General features: G+C 68.3%; 11 protein-coding genes. 5 read left to right on the top strand and 6 right to left on the bottom strand.

The window, feature by feature from the left end:
- Positions 1-2 precede the first annotated feature (2 nt).
- Together W7S_RS06385 and W7S_RS06390 are read right to left on the bottom strand one after the other, a co-directional pair.
- The gene (locus W7S_RS06385) at positions 3-3,869 is read right to left on the bottom strand and encodes a bifunctional diguanylate cyclase/phosphodiesterase (protein WP_036429165.1); all 3,867 of its coding nucleotides are present in this window, start codon (positions 3,867-3,869) and stop codon (positions 3-5) included.
- Between the two features lie 220 nt (positions 3,870-4,089).
- Positions 4,090-4,524: an HIT family protein gene (locus W7S_RS06390; RefSeq protein WP_008254699.1), complete on the bottom strand. Its 435-nt coding sequence runs from the start codon at positions 4,522-4,524 to the stop codon at positions 4,090-4,092.
- 83 nt (positions 4,525-4,607) lie between these two features.
- Here W7S_RS06390 and W7S_RS06395 point away from each other — a divergent pair, with 83 nt between their 5' ends.
- Complete coding sequence (locus tag W7S_RS06395; protein ID WP_008254701.1) at positions 4,608-5,996, top strand: amidase; 1,389 nt, start codon at positions 4,608-4,610, stop codon at positions 5,994-5,996.
- A gap of 78 nt (positions 5,997-6,074) precedes the next feature.
- Here W7S_RS06395 and W7S_RS06400 read toward each other — a convergent pair whose 3' ends face one another.
- Positions 6,075-6,599 carry a DNA-deoxyinosine glycosylase gene (locus W7S_RS06400; RefSeq protein ID WP_008254704.1) on the bottom strand — a complete coding sequence of 175 codons (525 nt, stop codon included), beginning with the start codon at positions 6,597-6,599 and terminating at the stop codon, positions 6,075-6,077.
- A gap of 40 nt (positions 6,600-6,639) precedes the next feature.
- On the opposite strand from W7S_RS06400, the gene W7S_RS06405 reads away from it, so the two are divergent.
- Both W7S_RS06405 and W7S_RS06410 read left to right on the top strand, forming a co-directional pair.
- Entirely contained in the window at positions 6,640-7,764 is a 1,125-nt protein-coding gene (locus W7S_RS06405; protein WP_014382055.1) for an adenylate/guanylate cyclase domain-containing protein, read from the top strand.
- 279 nt (positions 7,765-8,043) lie between these two features.
- On the top strand, positions 8,044-8,616 hold the full coding sequence (locus W7S_RS06410) for a hypothetical protein (protein ID WP_008254711.1): 573 nt from the start codon (positions 8,044-8,046) through the stop codon (positions 8,614-8,616).
- Between the two features lie 43 nt (positions 8,617-8,659).
- Here the strand turns inward: W7S_RS06410 and W7S_RS06415 are convergent, their stop codons facing one another.
- From W7S_RS06415 to W7S_RS06425, 3 genes are all read right to left on the bottom strand, one after another.
- Complete coding sequence (locus tag W7S_RS06415; protein WP_014711084.1) at positions 8,660-10,426, bottom strand: serine/threonine-protein kinase PknH/PknJ; 1,767 nt, start codon at positions 10,424-10,426, stop codon at positions 8,660-8,662.
- 178 nt (positions 10,427-10,604) lie between these two features.
- Positions 10,605-12,521 carry an ABC transporter ATP-binding protein gene (locus tag W7S_RS06420; protein WP_008254718.1) on the bottom strand — a complete coding sequence of 639 codons (1,917 nt, stop codon included), beginning with the start codon at positions 12,519-12,521 and terminating at the stop codon, positions 10,605-10,607.
- Positions 12,518-14,284: an ABC transporter ATP-binding protein gene (locus W7S_RS06425; RefSeq protein ID WP_008254721.1), complete on the bottom strand. Its 1,767-nt coding sequence runs from the start codon at positions 14,282-14,284 to the stop codon at positions 12,518-12,520. The genes W7S_RS06420 and W7S_RS06425 overlap by 4 nt, the downstream gene beginning before the upstream one ends.
- Before the next feature lie 181 nt (positions 14,285-14,465).
- Between W7S_RS06425 and W7S_RS06430 the strand changes: the two genes are divergently transcribed.
- Together W7S_RS06430 and W7S_RS06435 are read left to right on the top strand one after the other, a co-directional pair.
- Positions 14,466-15,023, top strand: a complete 558-nt coding sequence (locus tag W7S_RS06430) for a DUF3558 domain-containing protein (RefSeq protein ID WP_008254722.1) — start codon at positions 14,466-14,468, stop codon at positions 15,021-15,023.
- Positions 15,024-15,031: 8 nt separating this feature from the next.
- Positions 15,032-15,562: a DUF3558 domain-containing protein gene (locus W7S_RS06435; protein WP_008254724.1), complete on the top strand. Its 531-nt coding sequence runs from the start codon at positions 15,032-15,034 to the stop codon at positions 15,560-15,562.
- The last annotated feature ends 44 nt before the right edge of the window (positions 15,563-15,606 follow it).

Genomic DNA, 15,606 nt, shown 5'->3' on the forward strand with positions numbered 1-15,606 from the left:
GCTCACGCCCGCCGGTGGGACTGGCTGGTGTGGGGTTCGGGTGTGTGGTTGGCGATCCAATTCCGCAACTCGTCCGGCGGCAACGGCGCGGTGTGCACGTAACCCTGGGTGATCATGCAGCCGTACCGGTGCAGCGCGTCCAGGGTGGCCTCGTTCTCGACACCCTCGGCGACGAGGTCGGCGCCCAGGTTGTGGGCGAGCGCCACCGTGGACCGCACGATCGCGACCGATCGTGCGTCGTGATCCAGGCGGGTTACGAAAATCCGGTCGAGTTTGAGCTCGTCGACCGAAACCTCTTGCAGCCGGGCCAATGACGACCAGCCGGTGCCGTAGTCGTCGAGCGATATGCGAATTCCCAAGCGTTGCAAGGCCGCGACGGTGTTGCGGGATCGCGCGGAATCCACCAGCGCGCTCTCGGTGATCTCGAGGATGAGCGCGTCCGCGGGCAGGTCATGATTCGCGAGCAGCCGCTCGACGGTGCCGACGAGCTCGATGTCGAGCAGGTTGGTCGTCGACAGGTTCACCGCGACGGTGAGCGTGATGCCCTGTTCACGCCAGCACCGGACCTGTTTCAGCGCCATGCTCAGGGTGCGGTTGGAGATCTTGCGCATCAGTCCGGCGCGCTCGGCGACGGGCAAGACCTCTTCCGGCAGCAGCGTTCCGCGGGTGGGGTGCTGCCAGCGCAGCACCGCCTCGACGCTGTGAACGCTGCCGTCGCGCCCGTCGATCTTGGGTTGGTAGTGCAATTTCAGTTCGTCGGTGTCGAACAGTGCGGTACGCAGGTCCTCGATGAGGTTGGGGTCGTTGTTCCGATAAACCTCGAAAGACGAGTCGTAGACCGCGATCTTGCTGCGGGCGGATTCGGCGTGCGCCATCGCGGTTTCGGCGCGGCCCAGCAGCTCTTGCGGGTGGTCGCAGTGGTCGGGACACAGCGCGATGGCGATGCGGCCTTCGACCTGAACGGTGATCGGATCCAACGCGATCGGCTCACTCAACGCTTCCAGCAGCCGGCCCGCCTGGGCGCTGGCGGCGGTCAGGTTGGCCCCGTCCGCGAGCAGCACGGCGAATTGGTCATCACCGACCCGCGCCAGCATGTCGTCGCGACGGACGCTGCCGGACAAGCGGTTTGCGATGTGGCACAGCAACTCATCGCCGAAGTGGCGACCGATCGAGTCGGTGATCTCGTGAAAATCGCTCAGGCTCAACAGCAACAGCGCCCGCCGCGCGCGCGCTCTGCCCGGAATCGACGTCGGCCCCGGCGCCGTAGCGGGCAACGCGGTCAGGGCGCTGGCCAGCGAGTGCCGGTTGGGCAGCGCGGTCAACTCGTCGGTCATGGCGTGCTTGGCGTTCGTGTGCAACAGGCTCACGTCCCGGAAGGTGAGCGAGAATCGCGCGGTCGCCACGACCAGGCTCAACGCCGCCAGGGTCGCCGCCGGCCGCGAATGATGCGCCAGGACGATGACTCCCAGCGCGACAACCGATGTCGTCACCGGGGTGACATACGGGCTGAATCGGTGTCTGGGCACTGGCGCCGTCGGCGACGAGGGGGACCAGCTGGCCATCGCGATGAGCAACGACGACGCCGGCCAGCAGGCATCCAGCAAGGTGCCGACCCGATAGGAGCCCGCGGTCGTCTGGAACAGGTACGCCACGTCCGCCACCGCAAACACGACCAGTCCGGTCATCAGCAGCACCCAGCGAAAGTCGTTGCGCCAGCCGAGTATTGGCAGCATGCCAGCGGCCAGGGCCAGGAGCACCAGGTCAATCCAGGGGTAGACCAATCCCATCCACACCGTCGCGGGCGTGCGTAACGTCGCCGCCCGCATGGGGCCCTCCGTCACGGCCGCCGCCACCGCCGCCAGCGTCAGGGCGCACACCAGCGAGTCGAGCTGAATCGGGATCGGCAACCGCTTGAACCGTGCCCGCATGAGCAGCAGCAGCCCGGCGTACACCAGCGGGTAGTACGCCAGGTACACCGGGTCGGCCACCGACGGGGAGCGACCGTTGGGCACGAACAACGCGTAGACGATGTCGCCCGCGGCCGAGAACGCCATCCCGGCGGCGATCAGTGACCACGCCAACCGGTCCGCCGAGACGCGGTACGCGCGAAGGACAACCAGACCGGCGGCCAACACGGTCAGCGCCGAATACAGCGTCGTGGCGGAGAACACGCCGTGTCCCGCGTCCGGATGCGCGACGCTGGACGCGGCGAAGGCGATCACACCGATTGCCAGCACCGCGAAGCCCACCCGGATACCCCTCGGTGGCCGAGGGGCATCGTCGGCGACATCGCCGGAGGGCGAGTTCGTGGTCGGTGTCGCGACGCCGGAAACGGGCGGTGACGCCTGCGGCGTCGCGGCGGCGCCGCCGCCATCGACCGGTGACGCCACGGCGGATTCCCCCGAATCGGGAGACGCCGGGAACGCGTACGGCAACGGCAGGTCGGGCATGAAGCTGCGGATGCATTGCCCGCCTTCGCGTTTGGCGGCGTACATGGCGAGGTCGGCGTGCCTCAGCAGCTGGTCGACCGTGCAGGCCGATGCGCCGGTGCACACCGTGAATCCGATGCTGGGCCGGACCATGATCGGGATGCCGTCGATCAGAATCGCCCCGGTGAACGCGTCGAGGATCCGGTGCGCGGCCGCCTGCGATTCTTGGACGGAAGCCTCGATGACCGCCGCGAATTCGTCGCCGCCGAGCCGGGCGATGGTCCCGCTTTCCCCCAACGCCGCGGTGAGCCGCCCGGCCACCCTGACCAAAAGCTCGTCGCCGGCCGGATGGCCCAGGGCGTCGTTGACCGACTTGAAGTTGTCGAGGTCCAGGCACAGCACCGCGATGGGCATGCCGTTGGGATGCCGGCGCGCGACGGCCTGTTCCAGGCGCTGCAGGAACAGGGCGCGATTGGCCAGACCGGTCAGATTGTCGCGAAACGCCTCGCGCGCGACCTCCGACAACAGATTCTGGTTGTCGACCAGGACGACGAATTGCCGGGCCAGGACGGCGGCCACCAGGATGCCGAGCGCGGCGAGCATGGGGTCGTGTATCGAATGGCCCGCCGCGTGCGCCCAGCCCGCCGCGGCGGCGAGGATCAGCGGCAAGTAGGGCAGCCACAGCCGGGCCCGGAACTCGGTCTCATCCGGCGGCGCGGGTGCGGGACGCTCGTGCGCGGCGGCCAGGGCCGCGAGCGCCAGTAACGCCAGGCCCGCCACTCGGACCAGGTCGCCGACTCCGCCCGTGTGATAGCTGGCGATGCCGGTATAGAAGACCAGCGCCATGTCGGCGATGCAGATGGTCGCGACGCCGGCGGCGAGCAGGCTGCGGCTCGGCCGGTCGCCGGGACGAGCCCGGGACAGCATCAGGATCGCCGTCGTCACCTGGACGATGTCGGCGAAGACCTCCGCCGAGGTCACCAGCCGCGCGCCGGAATGCTCCTGCAGCTGCGCTTCGACCACGAACACCCAGGCGATGACGAACAGCGACGTCGCCACGATGAGACCGTCGAGCAGCAGACGCCGGGGGCTCTTGCGAGACAACTGGGACAGCAGCACCAACGACGTCATCGCGCCGACCGGCCACAGCAGGAGGACGAACTCGGTTGCCGCAGGGTGGGTGGCGTGATCGAATTCCGGGCGGACGTCGTAGAACGCCCAGATGACCTCGCCGGCCGCCCAGCCGAGCAGGGCCGTCACCAGCGCCAGCCATCCGTATCGTTGCCGCGGGGGCTTGAAGCGGGCCGCGCGCCCGGCGTATGCCGCCGCGATGGCAAGGCACATCGCGATGACGAACCCGTTGATGGGGTGGGTCCCGTACGGGCCGCGCCATCCCCAGAACGACGACAGCACGATCAGCACGCCGGCTACGCCGTACACGGAGACGAGGACCCACCCGGCGGGCGCGGGCACCCCCGACCGCCGCCACGGATTCACCGCCCGCCGTTTCGTCACCGCTTGAGCTCCCCTGTTGTGTGGTGAAGAAACAACAGCATCACCACGAGTTACAGGGCATTAAACCGCTGCAGACGCGCGCTAAGTGTGGCTTTTGCCAGGTTGGTGCCGTTTCTGGTGCCGCCACAGGACGGCCGCCACGGGCCTAATCCGGTTGACTTGCGTCGATACGGGCCAGTGCGTCGCGCAGAATCTGGCCGGTGGCGTCGCGGTCGGGGTCGCGGCGCAGCAGCATTCCTTTGGCCACCGACAGCTTGTCGCCGTTGCGGCGCGGCAAGACGTGCAGGTGGATGTGGAACACCGTCTGGAAGGCGGCGCTGCCGTCGTTGATGGCGATGTTGGTCGCGTCGGCCAATTCCGTCGTGCGCGCGGCCCGGGCGATGCGTTGGCCCAGGGTGACCATTCCGGCCAGCGTCTCCGGCGTGGTGTCGGTGAGGTCGACGCTGTGCCGCTTGGGCAGCACCAGCGTGTGGCCACGAGTGAACGGCCGGATGTCGAGGATCGCCAGGTAGTCGTCGTCTTCGTAGATCCGGATGGCCGGAGCTTCCCCGGCGACGACCGCACAGAACACGCAGGACATGTCGCCCACGGTACTTGTTGCCGCCCCGCGGCCCCGCCGACTCCAGCCAGGGCCCGGCCCAATTACGGGGTTACGCTGCCGCAGTGAACGACGATCTCGCCTTCGCCGGCGCGGCGGCGCAAGCGCGCATGCTGGCCGACGGTGAACTGACCGCGCCGGAGTTGCTCGAGGTCTACCTGGAGCGGATCGCGCAGCTCGACAGCCAGCTGCGGTGCTACCGCGTGGTGCTCGCCGACAAAGCTCGCTACGAGGCCGCCGTGGCGCAGGACCGCCTGGACGCGGGCGAACGGCTGTCGCTGCTCGGCGTGCCGGTCGCGATCAAGGACGACGTCGATGTCGCCGGGGAGGTGACGACCTTCGGCAGCGGCGGGCACCGGCCCGCGGTGAGCTCCGACGCGGAGGTGGTGCGCCGGTTGCGCGCCGCGGGCGCCGTCATCGTCGGCAAGACCAATGTGCCCGAGCTGATGATGCTGCCGTACACCGAGTCGCTGACCTTCGGAGCTACCCGCAATCCCTGGGATCCCAGGCGCACGCCGGGCGGCAGCAGCGGCGGCAGCGCCGCCGCGGTCGCGGCCGGGCTGGCCCCGCTGGCGTTGGGCTCCGACGGGGGCGGGTCGATCCGCATCCCGGCGACCTGGTGCGGCGTGTTCGGCCTGAAGCCGCAGCGCGATCGGGTATCGCTGGAACCCCACGACGACGCCTGGTACGGGTTGAGCGTCAACGGCCCGATCACCCGCACGGTGATCGACGCGGCCGTGTTCCTGGACGCGACCTCGACGGTGCCCGGGCCCGAGGGGGAGTTCGTGACCGCGGCGACCCGCAGCCCCGGCCGGCTACGAATTGCGTTGAGCACCAAGGTCCCAACCCCGCTGCCGGTTCGGGTCGGCAAGCGGGAGTTGGCCGCGGTCGACCAGGCCGGCGCGTTGCTTCGCGACCTCGGGCATGACGTCATCACGGCCGACCCGGAATATCCGGCCTCGGCGATCCTCACCAACTACCTGCCCCGCTACCTGCGCGGCATCTGCGACGACGCCGACGCCCTGGCCCATCCGGAACGCCTGGAACCGCGCACCCGCAACATGGCCCGCTTGGGTTCTTTCTTCTCGGACCGCCGGATGGAGTCCCTGCGGGCGGCCGAGGGGGCCGTGGTGTCGCGGATCCAGGCGATCTTCGACGATGTCGACGTCGTCGTCACGCCCGGAACGGCAACGGGCCCATCCCGTATCGGCGCCTACCAACGGCGCGGCGCCGTGTCGACCCTGCTGAGGGTGGGGCAATACGTTCCGTACCAACAGGTCTGGAACCTGACCGGGCAGCCCGCCGCGGTGGTTCCCTGGGACCTCGACGCAGACGGGATGCCGATGTCGGTCCAACTCGTCGGCCGGCCTTATGACGAAGCGACGTTGTTGTCGCTGTCGGCGCAGATCGAAGCCGCTCGACCGTGGGCCCTTCGCCGGCCGCCGGTGTCATGAGAGCGGACGGGCCTCCGCAACCACTGCCCAAGCCGCGAGCTTGGCGCCCGGCGGCGCCGCGCTCGCGATCGGCTTGATCTACGCGCGCCGACCCGCTTCGCCCGGCGGCGCCGCGCTCGCGATCGGCGCCCACGCCGCGAGCTTGGCGCCCGGCCGCATCACGTGGGCCGGGCTGGTCGACGGCAGCCGGTGGCACTGGATCTCGTCGGGCGACACCACCCGCCGGCGGTAGAGCTCGGCGGCCTTGGCGCCGTTGAAGTACACCGCCGTGATGGCGGGGTAGTCGGCGAAGAACGCGCCAAAATCGTTGACCGTCAGGCTGGTTGGATCGATGGCCGAGTCGGAACTGCCGCGGCGGCGGCACGTGTGAAGAACATCCCAAAGCGCAATTCCGTGGGATTGCAGTCCCGCCAGGCGCCTGTCGTAGGGCGCGGCGGCGTCGAAGCCGAAAAGCTCACCGGTGATCGACCAGAACGCGTTGCGTGGATTGGCGTAGTACTGGTCCGCCACCAGTGATTGCGCACTGGGAAACGACCCCAGAATCAGCGTCCTGGCGCGCTCGTCGACGACCGGCGGGAATCCCCGCAGCAACGGTGTGCTCATCACCTCACATCATGCCGCGCCCGCGTTGTACGTTGGCGACGTGCACGACGGGGACGACCACACCATCGACGACCTGCTCGAAGGGCTCGAGGGAACCGCGCGCACGGAACGGGCCGAACTGGTGCGGTGGCTCTTCGAGCAGGGCATCACCGCCGAGGAGATCCGGGCGACCAACCCGCCTCTGTTGCTGGCCACCCGCCACATCATCGGCGACGACGGCACGTACGTGTCGACGCGGGAGATCAGCGAGACCCACGGCATCGACCTGGGACTGCTGCAGCGTGTGCAACGCGCCATCGGTCTGGTCCGCGTCGACGACCCCGACGCGGCCGTTCACATGCGCGCCGACGGCGAGGCCGCCGCCTTCACCCAGCGGTTCGTCGAGCTGGGCCTGGACCCCGAGCACGTGATTCTCGTGGTCCGGGTGCTCGCCGAAGGTCTGTCGCGGACCGCCGAGGTCATGCGGTACTCGGCGCTTTCGGCGATCATGCGCCCGGGCGCCAGCGAGCTCGAAATCGCCCAAGCCTCAAAGGCTTTGGTGACCAAAATCGCGCCCATGCTGGGCCCGATGATCCAGCACATGCTGTTCATGCAGCTGCGCCACATGATGGAGACCGAAGCGGTCAACGCCGCCGAGCGCGCCGCTGGCAAGCCGCTGCCGGGCGCGCGCCAAATCAGCGTCGCCTTCGCCGACCTGGTCGGCTTCACCCGGATCGGTGAGGCGGTCACGCCCGAAGAGCTGGGGCATCTGGCCAACCGGCTGGCCATCCTCGCCCGCGACATGACCGTTCCTCCGGTGCGTTTCATCAAGACCATCGGCGACGCGGTGATGTTCGTCTGCCCCGAGCCGCAACCGTTGCTCGACGTCGTCCTGAAACTGGTCGAAGCCGTCGACTCTGACAACGACTTCCCTCGGCTGCGGGCGGGCGTGGCCTCCGGCATGGCGGTGAGCCGTGCCGGCGATTGGTTCGGCAGTCCGGTCAACGTGGCGAGCCGTGTCACGAGCGTGGCGCGCCCGGGCACGGTCCTGGCGGCGGATTCGGTGTGGGAGGTCATCGGGGAGCGCGGTGAGTTTTCGGCATCGTTCGCGGGCTCCCGCCACCTCAAGGGCATCAAGGGCGAGGTCAAACTGTTCCGCATCCGGCGCGGCGATGCCGAGGACTGACGGCCGCCGGCCGCGGTGACATCAATATGGGCAGGCCCGGTGCGACTCCAGGGGGCGTCTGACTCCGTCTTACGCGTGTCCTACGCGGCCGGATTCCTACCCCGTGTTCCGGCGCTTCGAATTGGTCGCTTCCCGGGCCTGCTTCGCTACCCAAAATACGCCGCACAACAGCCCGGATCAATGGGTTTTCAGGCGTGGAGATGTGTTCGGCGACCGGCCCGTCTTTCGCCCCCGGCGAACGCTGTTCCGTTATACGTGCAACGGTGTAATCATGTAATCATGAAAGCGCATCACACCCATGGGCGGCGGTACGGTCGCCCCGGAGGCTGGCAGCAAGCCCAGCAACCCGACGCCGGCGACGCCGCGGAATGGTTCGCCGGACGCCTTCCCGAGAAGTGGTTCGACGGCGACCCCACGGTGATCGTCGACCGCGAAGAGATCACCGTCATGGGACGGCTCCCGGACACGGCGAGCGCCGAGAGCGGGGAGAGTGAGGCCCGCGCGGCGGGACGGGCGTCGCGATTCCGCGAGGAGACGCGATCCGAGAGAATGCACATCGCCGACGAAGCCCAGGATCGCTACGGACGCAAGGTTTCCTGGGGGGTCGAGGTCGGCTCGGAGCGAATCCTGTTCACCCACATCGCAGTACCTGTGATGACCCGGCTGAAGCAGCCCGAACGCCAGGTGCTCGACACGTTGGTGGATGCCGGCGTCGCGCGGTCGCGCGCCGACGCCCTGGCGTGGTCGGTGAAGCTGGTCGGCGAACATGCCGAGGAATGGCTGGCCAAATTGCGCGACGCGATGACGGCGGTCGACGACCTGCGTGCGCAGGGTCCCGATCTGCAGTCGTAGCAATGCCGTGACGCCCTAACGGCGTTGGCGCGTAACCGTCCGGCTACTCGTCGGCGATTCTGGCGGCGATCTTGTCCGCGATCTGGGCGCCCTGGTCGCTGATGTGATACCCGCACGCGTTGATGTCGACGATCACGTTGTTGGCCACGGTCAGTGCGCGCTGGCACTCCCAACCGTCGGCGCCTTCCTGGGTGTCCATCAGCGTGATCTTCGGCGGGCTCCCTTGAACCTGAGCGAACGTCCACCGATAGGTCTTGCTCTTGTTCGTGACCGTGACCGTCTTGCCGGCGCAGCCCTTCCACTTCTCCGCAGAGTTCTCCAGGAAGCTCTTGGCCTTGTCGGCGGACGGAAACAGCACCACCGCTTGGTTCACCCAGTGGTCGTAGTTGTCGCCCGGCTCCGAGGACACCAGTCCACTCACCGAGGTGTAACCGGTGCCCGCATATACCGGGTCTTGGGTCGTGTAGAGCGCGCCCTGGCAGTCGGGCGTCGACACCGTCACCGCCGAATGGTCCGTCGACGTAATGGGTTTGCCCGGCTGCATCGTCGACGAGCCCATCACGGTGTTGATATCGGACGGGCCGAGCAGCAGGGCGCTGAGACGGTCGGCCTCCAGCGGCGCGGGGGGTGGCGGTTCGGGATCGGGCCGCGTGACCAGCCAGATGCCCAACCCGCTCCCGAGGAGAACGAACACCACGGCGACGGCCGCGACGATGAGCCAGACGTTGCGGCGGGGCCTGGGCGGGGGCTGACCCCACGGCGTCGCATTGGCGAACTGCGGCGGCGGGCCGCCCCAATTGGCGCTGGCGCCTTGGTAATACGGCGCCGCGGACGGCGACGGCGGCGGGGTGTTGAACGCGGGCTGGTACGGCCGGGGAGGCGGCGCGGTGCTCAGCCGGGGATCTGGGTTGACGGCCGTGGGCAGTGCGGCTTCCTGGCTGCGGCGCAAGATGGTGGCGGCGCGGTCTTGGTCGGGGTGGCTCAGCGCCTGCTTGGCGGCCAGCGCGAGGTCGCCCGCGCTCGCGTAGCGGTCCTCGGGCCTTTTGGCCATGCCGCGGGCGATCACCGCATCGAAGGCCTTGGGGATGTCCGGGCGCCGCTGACTGGGCGCGGGTATGGGGTCCATCATATGGGCGGAGACCAGCATGCCGGCGCTGTCGGCCCGGTAGGGCGGCGCCCCGGTCAGGCACTCGAACAACACGCACGCCAACGCGTAGATGTCGGCGCGGTAGGTGACCTCGGCGTCGGAAAACCGTTCGGGCGCCATGTATTTCCAGGTGCCGACCGCGGTGCCCAGTTGGGTGAGTTTCTCGTCGGTGGTGGCGCTGGCGATGCCGAAGTCGACGAGGTAGGCGAAGTCGTCGGCGGTGACCAGGATGTTTTGCGGTTTGACGTCGCGGTGCATGACGCCGGCGGCGTGGGCGGCATCGAGCGCGGAGGCGATCTGGGTGATGACGGCGACCGCGCGTGGCGGGGTCAGCGGCCCGAAGCGTTTCAGCACGCTGTCCAGGTCGGTGCCCTCGACCAAGCGCATCTCCAAAAAGATCTGGCCGTCGATTTCGCCGTAGTCGTGCACGGGCACCACCTGGGGTTCCTGCAAACGTCCGGCGGTGCGGGCCTCGCGTTTCATCCGCTCGCGGAAGACGGGGTCTCTGCTGAAGCTTTCGGAGAGAAGTTTGACCGCCACGGTCCACTCTTTGACGGTGTGTTCGGCCTCGTAGACCTCACCCATCCCACCGCGGCCCAGCAGCCGTTTCAGGTGGTAGGGGCCGAACATCGACCCCGCCCGTGAGGCCTGTTCGTCGCTCATTGCTCATCCTTCCAACCCGACCCCCGGCCCGCCGTCCCGTGGCAACGTTGCGGACGCACGCCCGATCGTCGACCCGTGACCGAGCAATCATGACGGTAAGCGCCCACCCGTCGCGCCGCATGATAACGCCGACAATCGGCGGGCCAGCCTTTCGTGGCCGCGGCGCCGGCTGCGGTTGTCATGCGCGGGTCATGGCGTAGTAGGCGCCGCGCCGGGCCAGCAGTTCCGCGTGGTTGCCTTGTTCGACGATCCGGCCCCCCTCGATCACCAGGATCCGATCGGCGTCGCGGATCGTCGAAAGACGATGCGCGATAATGAAACTCGTCCGATCCCGGCGCAGATCGCACATGGCGCGCTGGATGAGGGCCTCGGTGCGGGTATCGACCGAGCTGGTCGCCTCATCCAGGATCAGCAGCTGCGGGCGGGCAAGGAACGCGCGCGCGATGGTGATGAGTTGCTTTTCGCCGGCGCTGATGTTGGCGCCGTCGCCGCTGACCCGGGTTTGGTAGCCGGCCGGCAGCGACCGCACGAACGGGTCGACGTGCGCTGCCTCGGCGGCCGCCACCACCTCGTCGTCGCCGGCCTCGGGGCGCCCGTAGGCGATGTTCTCCGCGATCGTCCCGTCAAAGAGCCAGGTGTCCTGCAGCACCATGCCGATCCGCGACCGCAGCGAATGCCGGTCCAGCGTGGTGATGTCCACCCCGTCGAGGAGGATCTGGCCGGAATCGACCTCATAGAACCGCATCAACAGGTTCACCAGCGTGGTCTTGCCCGCCCCGGTCGGTCCGACGATCGCCACCGTGCTACCCGGTTCGGCCACCAGCGACAGGTCGTCGATCACCGGGACGCCCGGCCGGTAGGCGAAGCTGACATGCGCGAATTCCACGCGGCCGCTCGAGCGTGGGGCGCCATCGGCGGGCGGGGGCGACGCGGGCTGGGGATCCGGCGATTCTTCGGGCTCGTCGAGCAGGGCGAAGACGCGTTCGGCGCTGGCCACCCCCGACTGCAGGGTGTTGTACATCCCGGCCAGTTGGCTCAGGGGCGAATTGAATTGCCGCACATACTGAATGAACGCCTGGATGTTGCCCAGGGTGATGTGCCCGGTGGCCACCCGCAGGCCACCCACCACGGCGACGGCCACGTAGCCGACGTTGCCGATGAACGTGGTCGCGGGTGCCACCAGCCCGGAGAAGAACTGGGCGCCGAAACTGGACCGGTAGACGTCGCCGTTGAGGGCCCGAAACTGCTCGCGGGCCGCGGCCTGGTGGCCGAACGTCTTGACCACCGTGAATCCGCTGTAGGTCTCCTCGATGTGGGCGTTGAGGCGCCCGATGCTCGCCCATTGGGCGAGGAACAGCCGCTGGGAACGCCGTGCGATCGCCCGTGTCGCCAGCAGCGACAGCGGCACCGTCAGCACGGTGATCCCCACCAGCAGCGGCGAAATGGACAGCATCATCGCCAACACCGCCACCACCGTCAGGACCGAAGTCAGCAGCTGGCTGATCGTCATCGACAGGGACGACTGGACGTTGTCGATGTCGTTGGTCACCCGGCTGAGCAGCTCGCCGCGCTGGCGCCCGTCGAAGTACGACAACGGCAACCGGTGGATCTTGTCCTCGACGTCGGAACGCAACGCCACCATGGTGCGCTGCACGGTGAGGTTGAGCAGCCGGGCCTGCGCCCAAATCAGCACCGAGGAAACGAGATAGAGGGCCAGCGCCAGCGTCAGCGTCCGCGTGACCGCCCCGAAGTCCACGCCGTGGCCCGGCACCACGTTCATTCCGGACAGCAAGTCCGCGAAGGTGTTCTCGCCCCGGCCGCGAGCGGCCGAGACGGCCTGTGCCTTGCTGATGCCGGCGGGAAGCTGCCGCCCGATGACGCCGTTGAACAGCAAATCGGTGGCATGGCCGAGGATCCGCGGGACGATCACGCCGATCACCGTGCCCGCGAGGCCCAGTGTGATCACCGCGATGCTCAGTCCGCGTTGCGGCGCAAGTCGTTTCACCAAACGGGCGGCCGAACCCCAGAAATCGCGGGATCGCCCGGCCGGCGGCGGGGCCACGGCGCGGGCCGCGGTGCTGGTCGACGAGGTCATTGCGCGCCCCCGACGTGCCCTGACGGCAAGGCGCCCACGGCTTGTGAGTCGGCGAATTCCGCGTAGGTGGCGCTGTCGGCGAGCAGCGACTCATGCGTGCCGGCGCCGACCAGTCTTCCGCCGTCGACGACGATCACCTGGTCGGCCTGGGCGGCAGTCGAAACCCGTTGGGTGACAACGATGACGGTGGCTTCCTTCGATATCGGCTTGAGGGCGGCGCGCACCCGCGCGTCGGTGTGCACGTCGAGGGCGCCGAAGGAGTCGTCGAACAGATAGACGGCGGGGCGGCGGATGACCGCCCGGGCGATGGCGAGTCGTTGCCGCTGCCCGCCGGAAAAGTTGATGCCGCCCTGGGCCACCCGCATCTGCAGCCCGTCTGGGTGCGCGCGCACGAACCCGTCGGCGTCGGCCACCCGCAACGCTTCCCACATCTCGTCGCCGGTGATGTCGTGCCCCGGGGCGGCGCCGTAACGCAGGTTGTCGGTGATCGTTCCGGAAAAGAGGTAGCCGCGCTGGGGGACCAGACCGATCGCCGACCACAGCCGCTCGGTGTGGTAATCGCGGACGTCGATGTCGTCGACCAGGACGGTTCCGCCGGTCACGTCGTAGAGCCGGCAGATCAAGGAGATCAGTGTCGACTTTCCCGATCCCGTGCTGCCGACGATCGCGGTGGTGGTCCCGGGCCGGGCGATGAATGAAATATCTTGTAGCACTGGGCGATCGGCACCGGGATAGGTGAATGTTGCGCCGTCCAGGCGGACCACACCGGTGATTTTGCCCGGGGGAGACGCCGGGCCGGGCGGGTCGGTGACGGCGGGACGGGTGGTGAGCACCTCGGTGATCCGTTCGGCGCACACCGACGCCCGCGGCAACACCACCAGCGTCATCGTCGCCATCAGCACGGCCATCAGGATCTGCGTGAAGTACGCCAGGAAGGCGGTCAACGAGCCGACCTGCATCTGGCCGCGATCGATGCGCAGCCCCCCGAACCAGATCAGCGCGACGCTGGACACGTTGATGGTCAGCGTGGTCACCGGCAGCATCAACGCCTGCCAGTTGCCCGCGGTCAATGCGGTGTTCGACAGCGCGGCGTTGGCGCGCGCGAAGCGGTCGCGCTCGAAACCTTCCCGGGCGAACGCGCGGACCACCCGCACGCCGGCCAGCTGGTCGCGCATCACGCGGTTGATGCCGTCGATCAGGCCCTGCATCCTGCGGAACAGCGGCAGCATGTGCGACATCACCCAGTAGTTGGTCACCGCCATGACCGGCACGCTGACCAGCAACAGCCACGTCAGCGCCGCCTCCTGGCGCAGGGCCATGACGATTCCGCCGAGGCACATGATCGGGGCCGTCACCAGCACAGTGGCCGTGATCTGCACCAGGTACTGGATTTGCCGCACGTCGTTGGTGCTGCGCGTCAGCAAGGTCGGCGCGCCGAATCGGGCGCTCTCGCGCTCGGAAAAGGTGAGGACGTGTTCGAACACCGCCGCGCGCAGGTCGCGGCCGAAGCCCATGCCGGTCCGGGAGCCGAAATAGACCGCGCCGACCGAGCACAACACCTGCAAGCCGGTGGCCCCGAGCATCACGATGCCCAGCCGGACGATCGCGGCGGTGTCGCCCTTGGCGACGCCCTCGTCGATGATGGCCGCGTTGACGGTCGGCAGGTACAGCGACGCGAGGTTGCTGATCAGCTGCAGCACCATCAGCACCGCGACCAGCCGGCGGTACGGCTGGATGTACTGGCGCAGCAGGGCCAGGAGCATGGGGTAACTGTCGCACACCGGCGGCCCGGGCGTCCCCGCCAACCGGCGACGGTCAACGCGCGCAGGGCACTCGTCGGCGACATTGAAATACCTGCTCAGGCGCGTCGGTGGTTGACCCGCTGGGCTGCCGCTACAGTGCATCGTGTGGACGAGCAGCGGGCGGAACGGAAGCAGGGTAGCGGTGCGGCGTAGCGCGAGGGCGCTGGCTCTTGTGGCGTCAGCATTGACGATCCTGATTCCCGCCGTTGCCGCCTGCTCCGATTCCGGCGGCAACAAACCCGGGGCGACGGCGTCGTCGACGCCGCAGAAGGGGCAAGGCAACCACGGGCCGATGTTCCCGCAGTGCGGCGGCATCAGCGACCAGACGGTGGCCGAGCTGACCCGGGTGACCGGGTTGATCAACACCGCCCGCAACTCCGTCGGCTGTCAATGGCTCGCCGGGGGCGGCATCCTCGGGCCGCACTTCTCCTTCTCCTGGTATCGCGGCAGCCCGATCGGACGCGAACGCAAGACCGAGGAGCTCTCACGTGCCAGCGTCGACGACATCAACATCAACGGCCACGGCGGTTTCATCGCCGTCGGCAACGAGCCCAACCTGGGTGACTCGCTGTGCGAAGTAGGCATTCAGTTCCAGGACGACTTCATCGAGTGGTCGATCAGTTTCAGTCAGAAGCCGTTCCCGCCGCCGTGCGATATCGCGAAAGAGCTGGCTCGTCAGTCGATTGCGAACTCGAAATGAGGGCCTCGATGCGCGCCGCCGCAGTGCTTTTGCTGGCCGCGCTGCTGGTGCTGACGGGCTGCTCCAGGTCGATCGGCGGCAACGCGGTCAAGGCGGGCGGCAACGTGCCCCGCAACAACAACTCCCAGCAGCAGTACCCGAACCTGCTCAAGGAATGTGAGGTGTTGACCAGCGACATCCTGGCCAAGACCGTGGGGGCCGACCCGCTCGACATTCAGAGCACGTTCGTCGGCGCGATCTGCCGGTGGCAGGCGGCCAACCCGGCCGGCCTGATCGACATCACCCGGTTCTGGTTCGAGCAGGGCAGCCTGAGCAACGAGCGCAAGGTCGCGGAGTTCTTGAAGTACAAGATCGAGTCGCGGCCCATCGCCGGGATCGACTCGATCGTGATGCGTCCCGACGACCCCAACGGCGCGTGCGGCGTGGCCAGCGACGCGGCCGGGGTGGTCGGTTGGTGGGTCAACCCGCAGGCGCCGGGAATCGATGCGTGCGGGCAGGCCATCAAGCTGATGGAACTGACGCTGGCCACCAACTCCTAGCCGGAGGTTGCGCCACCACGCCGAACGTCGACTTGTTGTCGTCG

Origin of the sequence: Mycobacterium sp. MOTT36Y (genome assembly GCF_000262165.1) — a bacterium.
Classification (GTDB): domain Bacteria; phylum Actinomycetota; class Actinomycetes; order Mycobacteriales; family Mycobacteriaceae; genus Mycobacterium; species Mycobacterium intracellulare.

What these genes read in the sequence shown, in the direction of transcription:
- W7S_RS06390 (WP_008254699.1), bottom strand. Translation starts at nt 4,524, where the DNA reads ATGTCCTGCGTGTTCTGTGCGGTCGTCGCCGGGGAAGCTCCGGCCATC.
- W7S_RS06400 (WP_008254704.1), bottom strand. Translation starts at nt 6,599, where the DNA reads ATGAGCACACCGTTGCTGCGGGGATTCCCGCCGGTCGTCGACGAGCGC.
- W7S_RS06410 (WP_008254711.1), top strand. Translation starts at nt 8,044, where the DNA reads ATGAAAGCGCATCACACCCATGGGCGGCGGTACGGTCGCCCCGGAGGC.
- W7S_RS06415 (WP_014711084.1), bottom strand. Translation starts at nt 10,426, where the DNA reads ATGAGCGACGAACAGGCCTCACGGGCGGGGTCGATGTTCGGCCCCTAC.
- W7S_RS06420 (WP_008254718.1), bottom strand. Translation starts at nt 12,521, where the DNA reads ATGACCTCGTCGACCAGCACCGCGGCCCGCGCCGTGGCCCCGCCGCCG.
- W7S_RS06425 (WP_008254721.1), bottom strand. Translation starts at nt 14,284, where the DNA reads ATGCTCCTGGCCCTGCTGCGCCAGTACATCCAGCCGTACCGCCGGCTG.
- W7S_RS06435 (WP_008254724.1), top strand. Translation starts at nt 15,032, where the DNA reads ATGCGCGCCGCCGCAGTGCTTTTGCTGGCCGCGCTGCTGGTGCTGACG.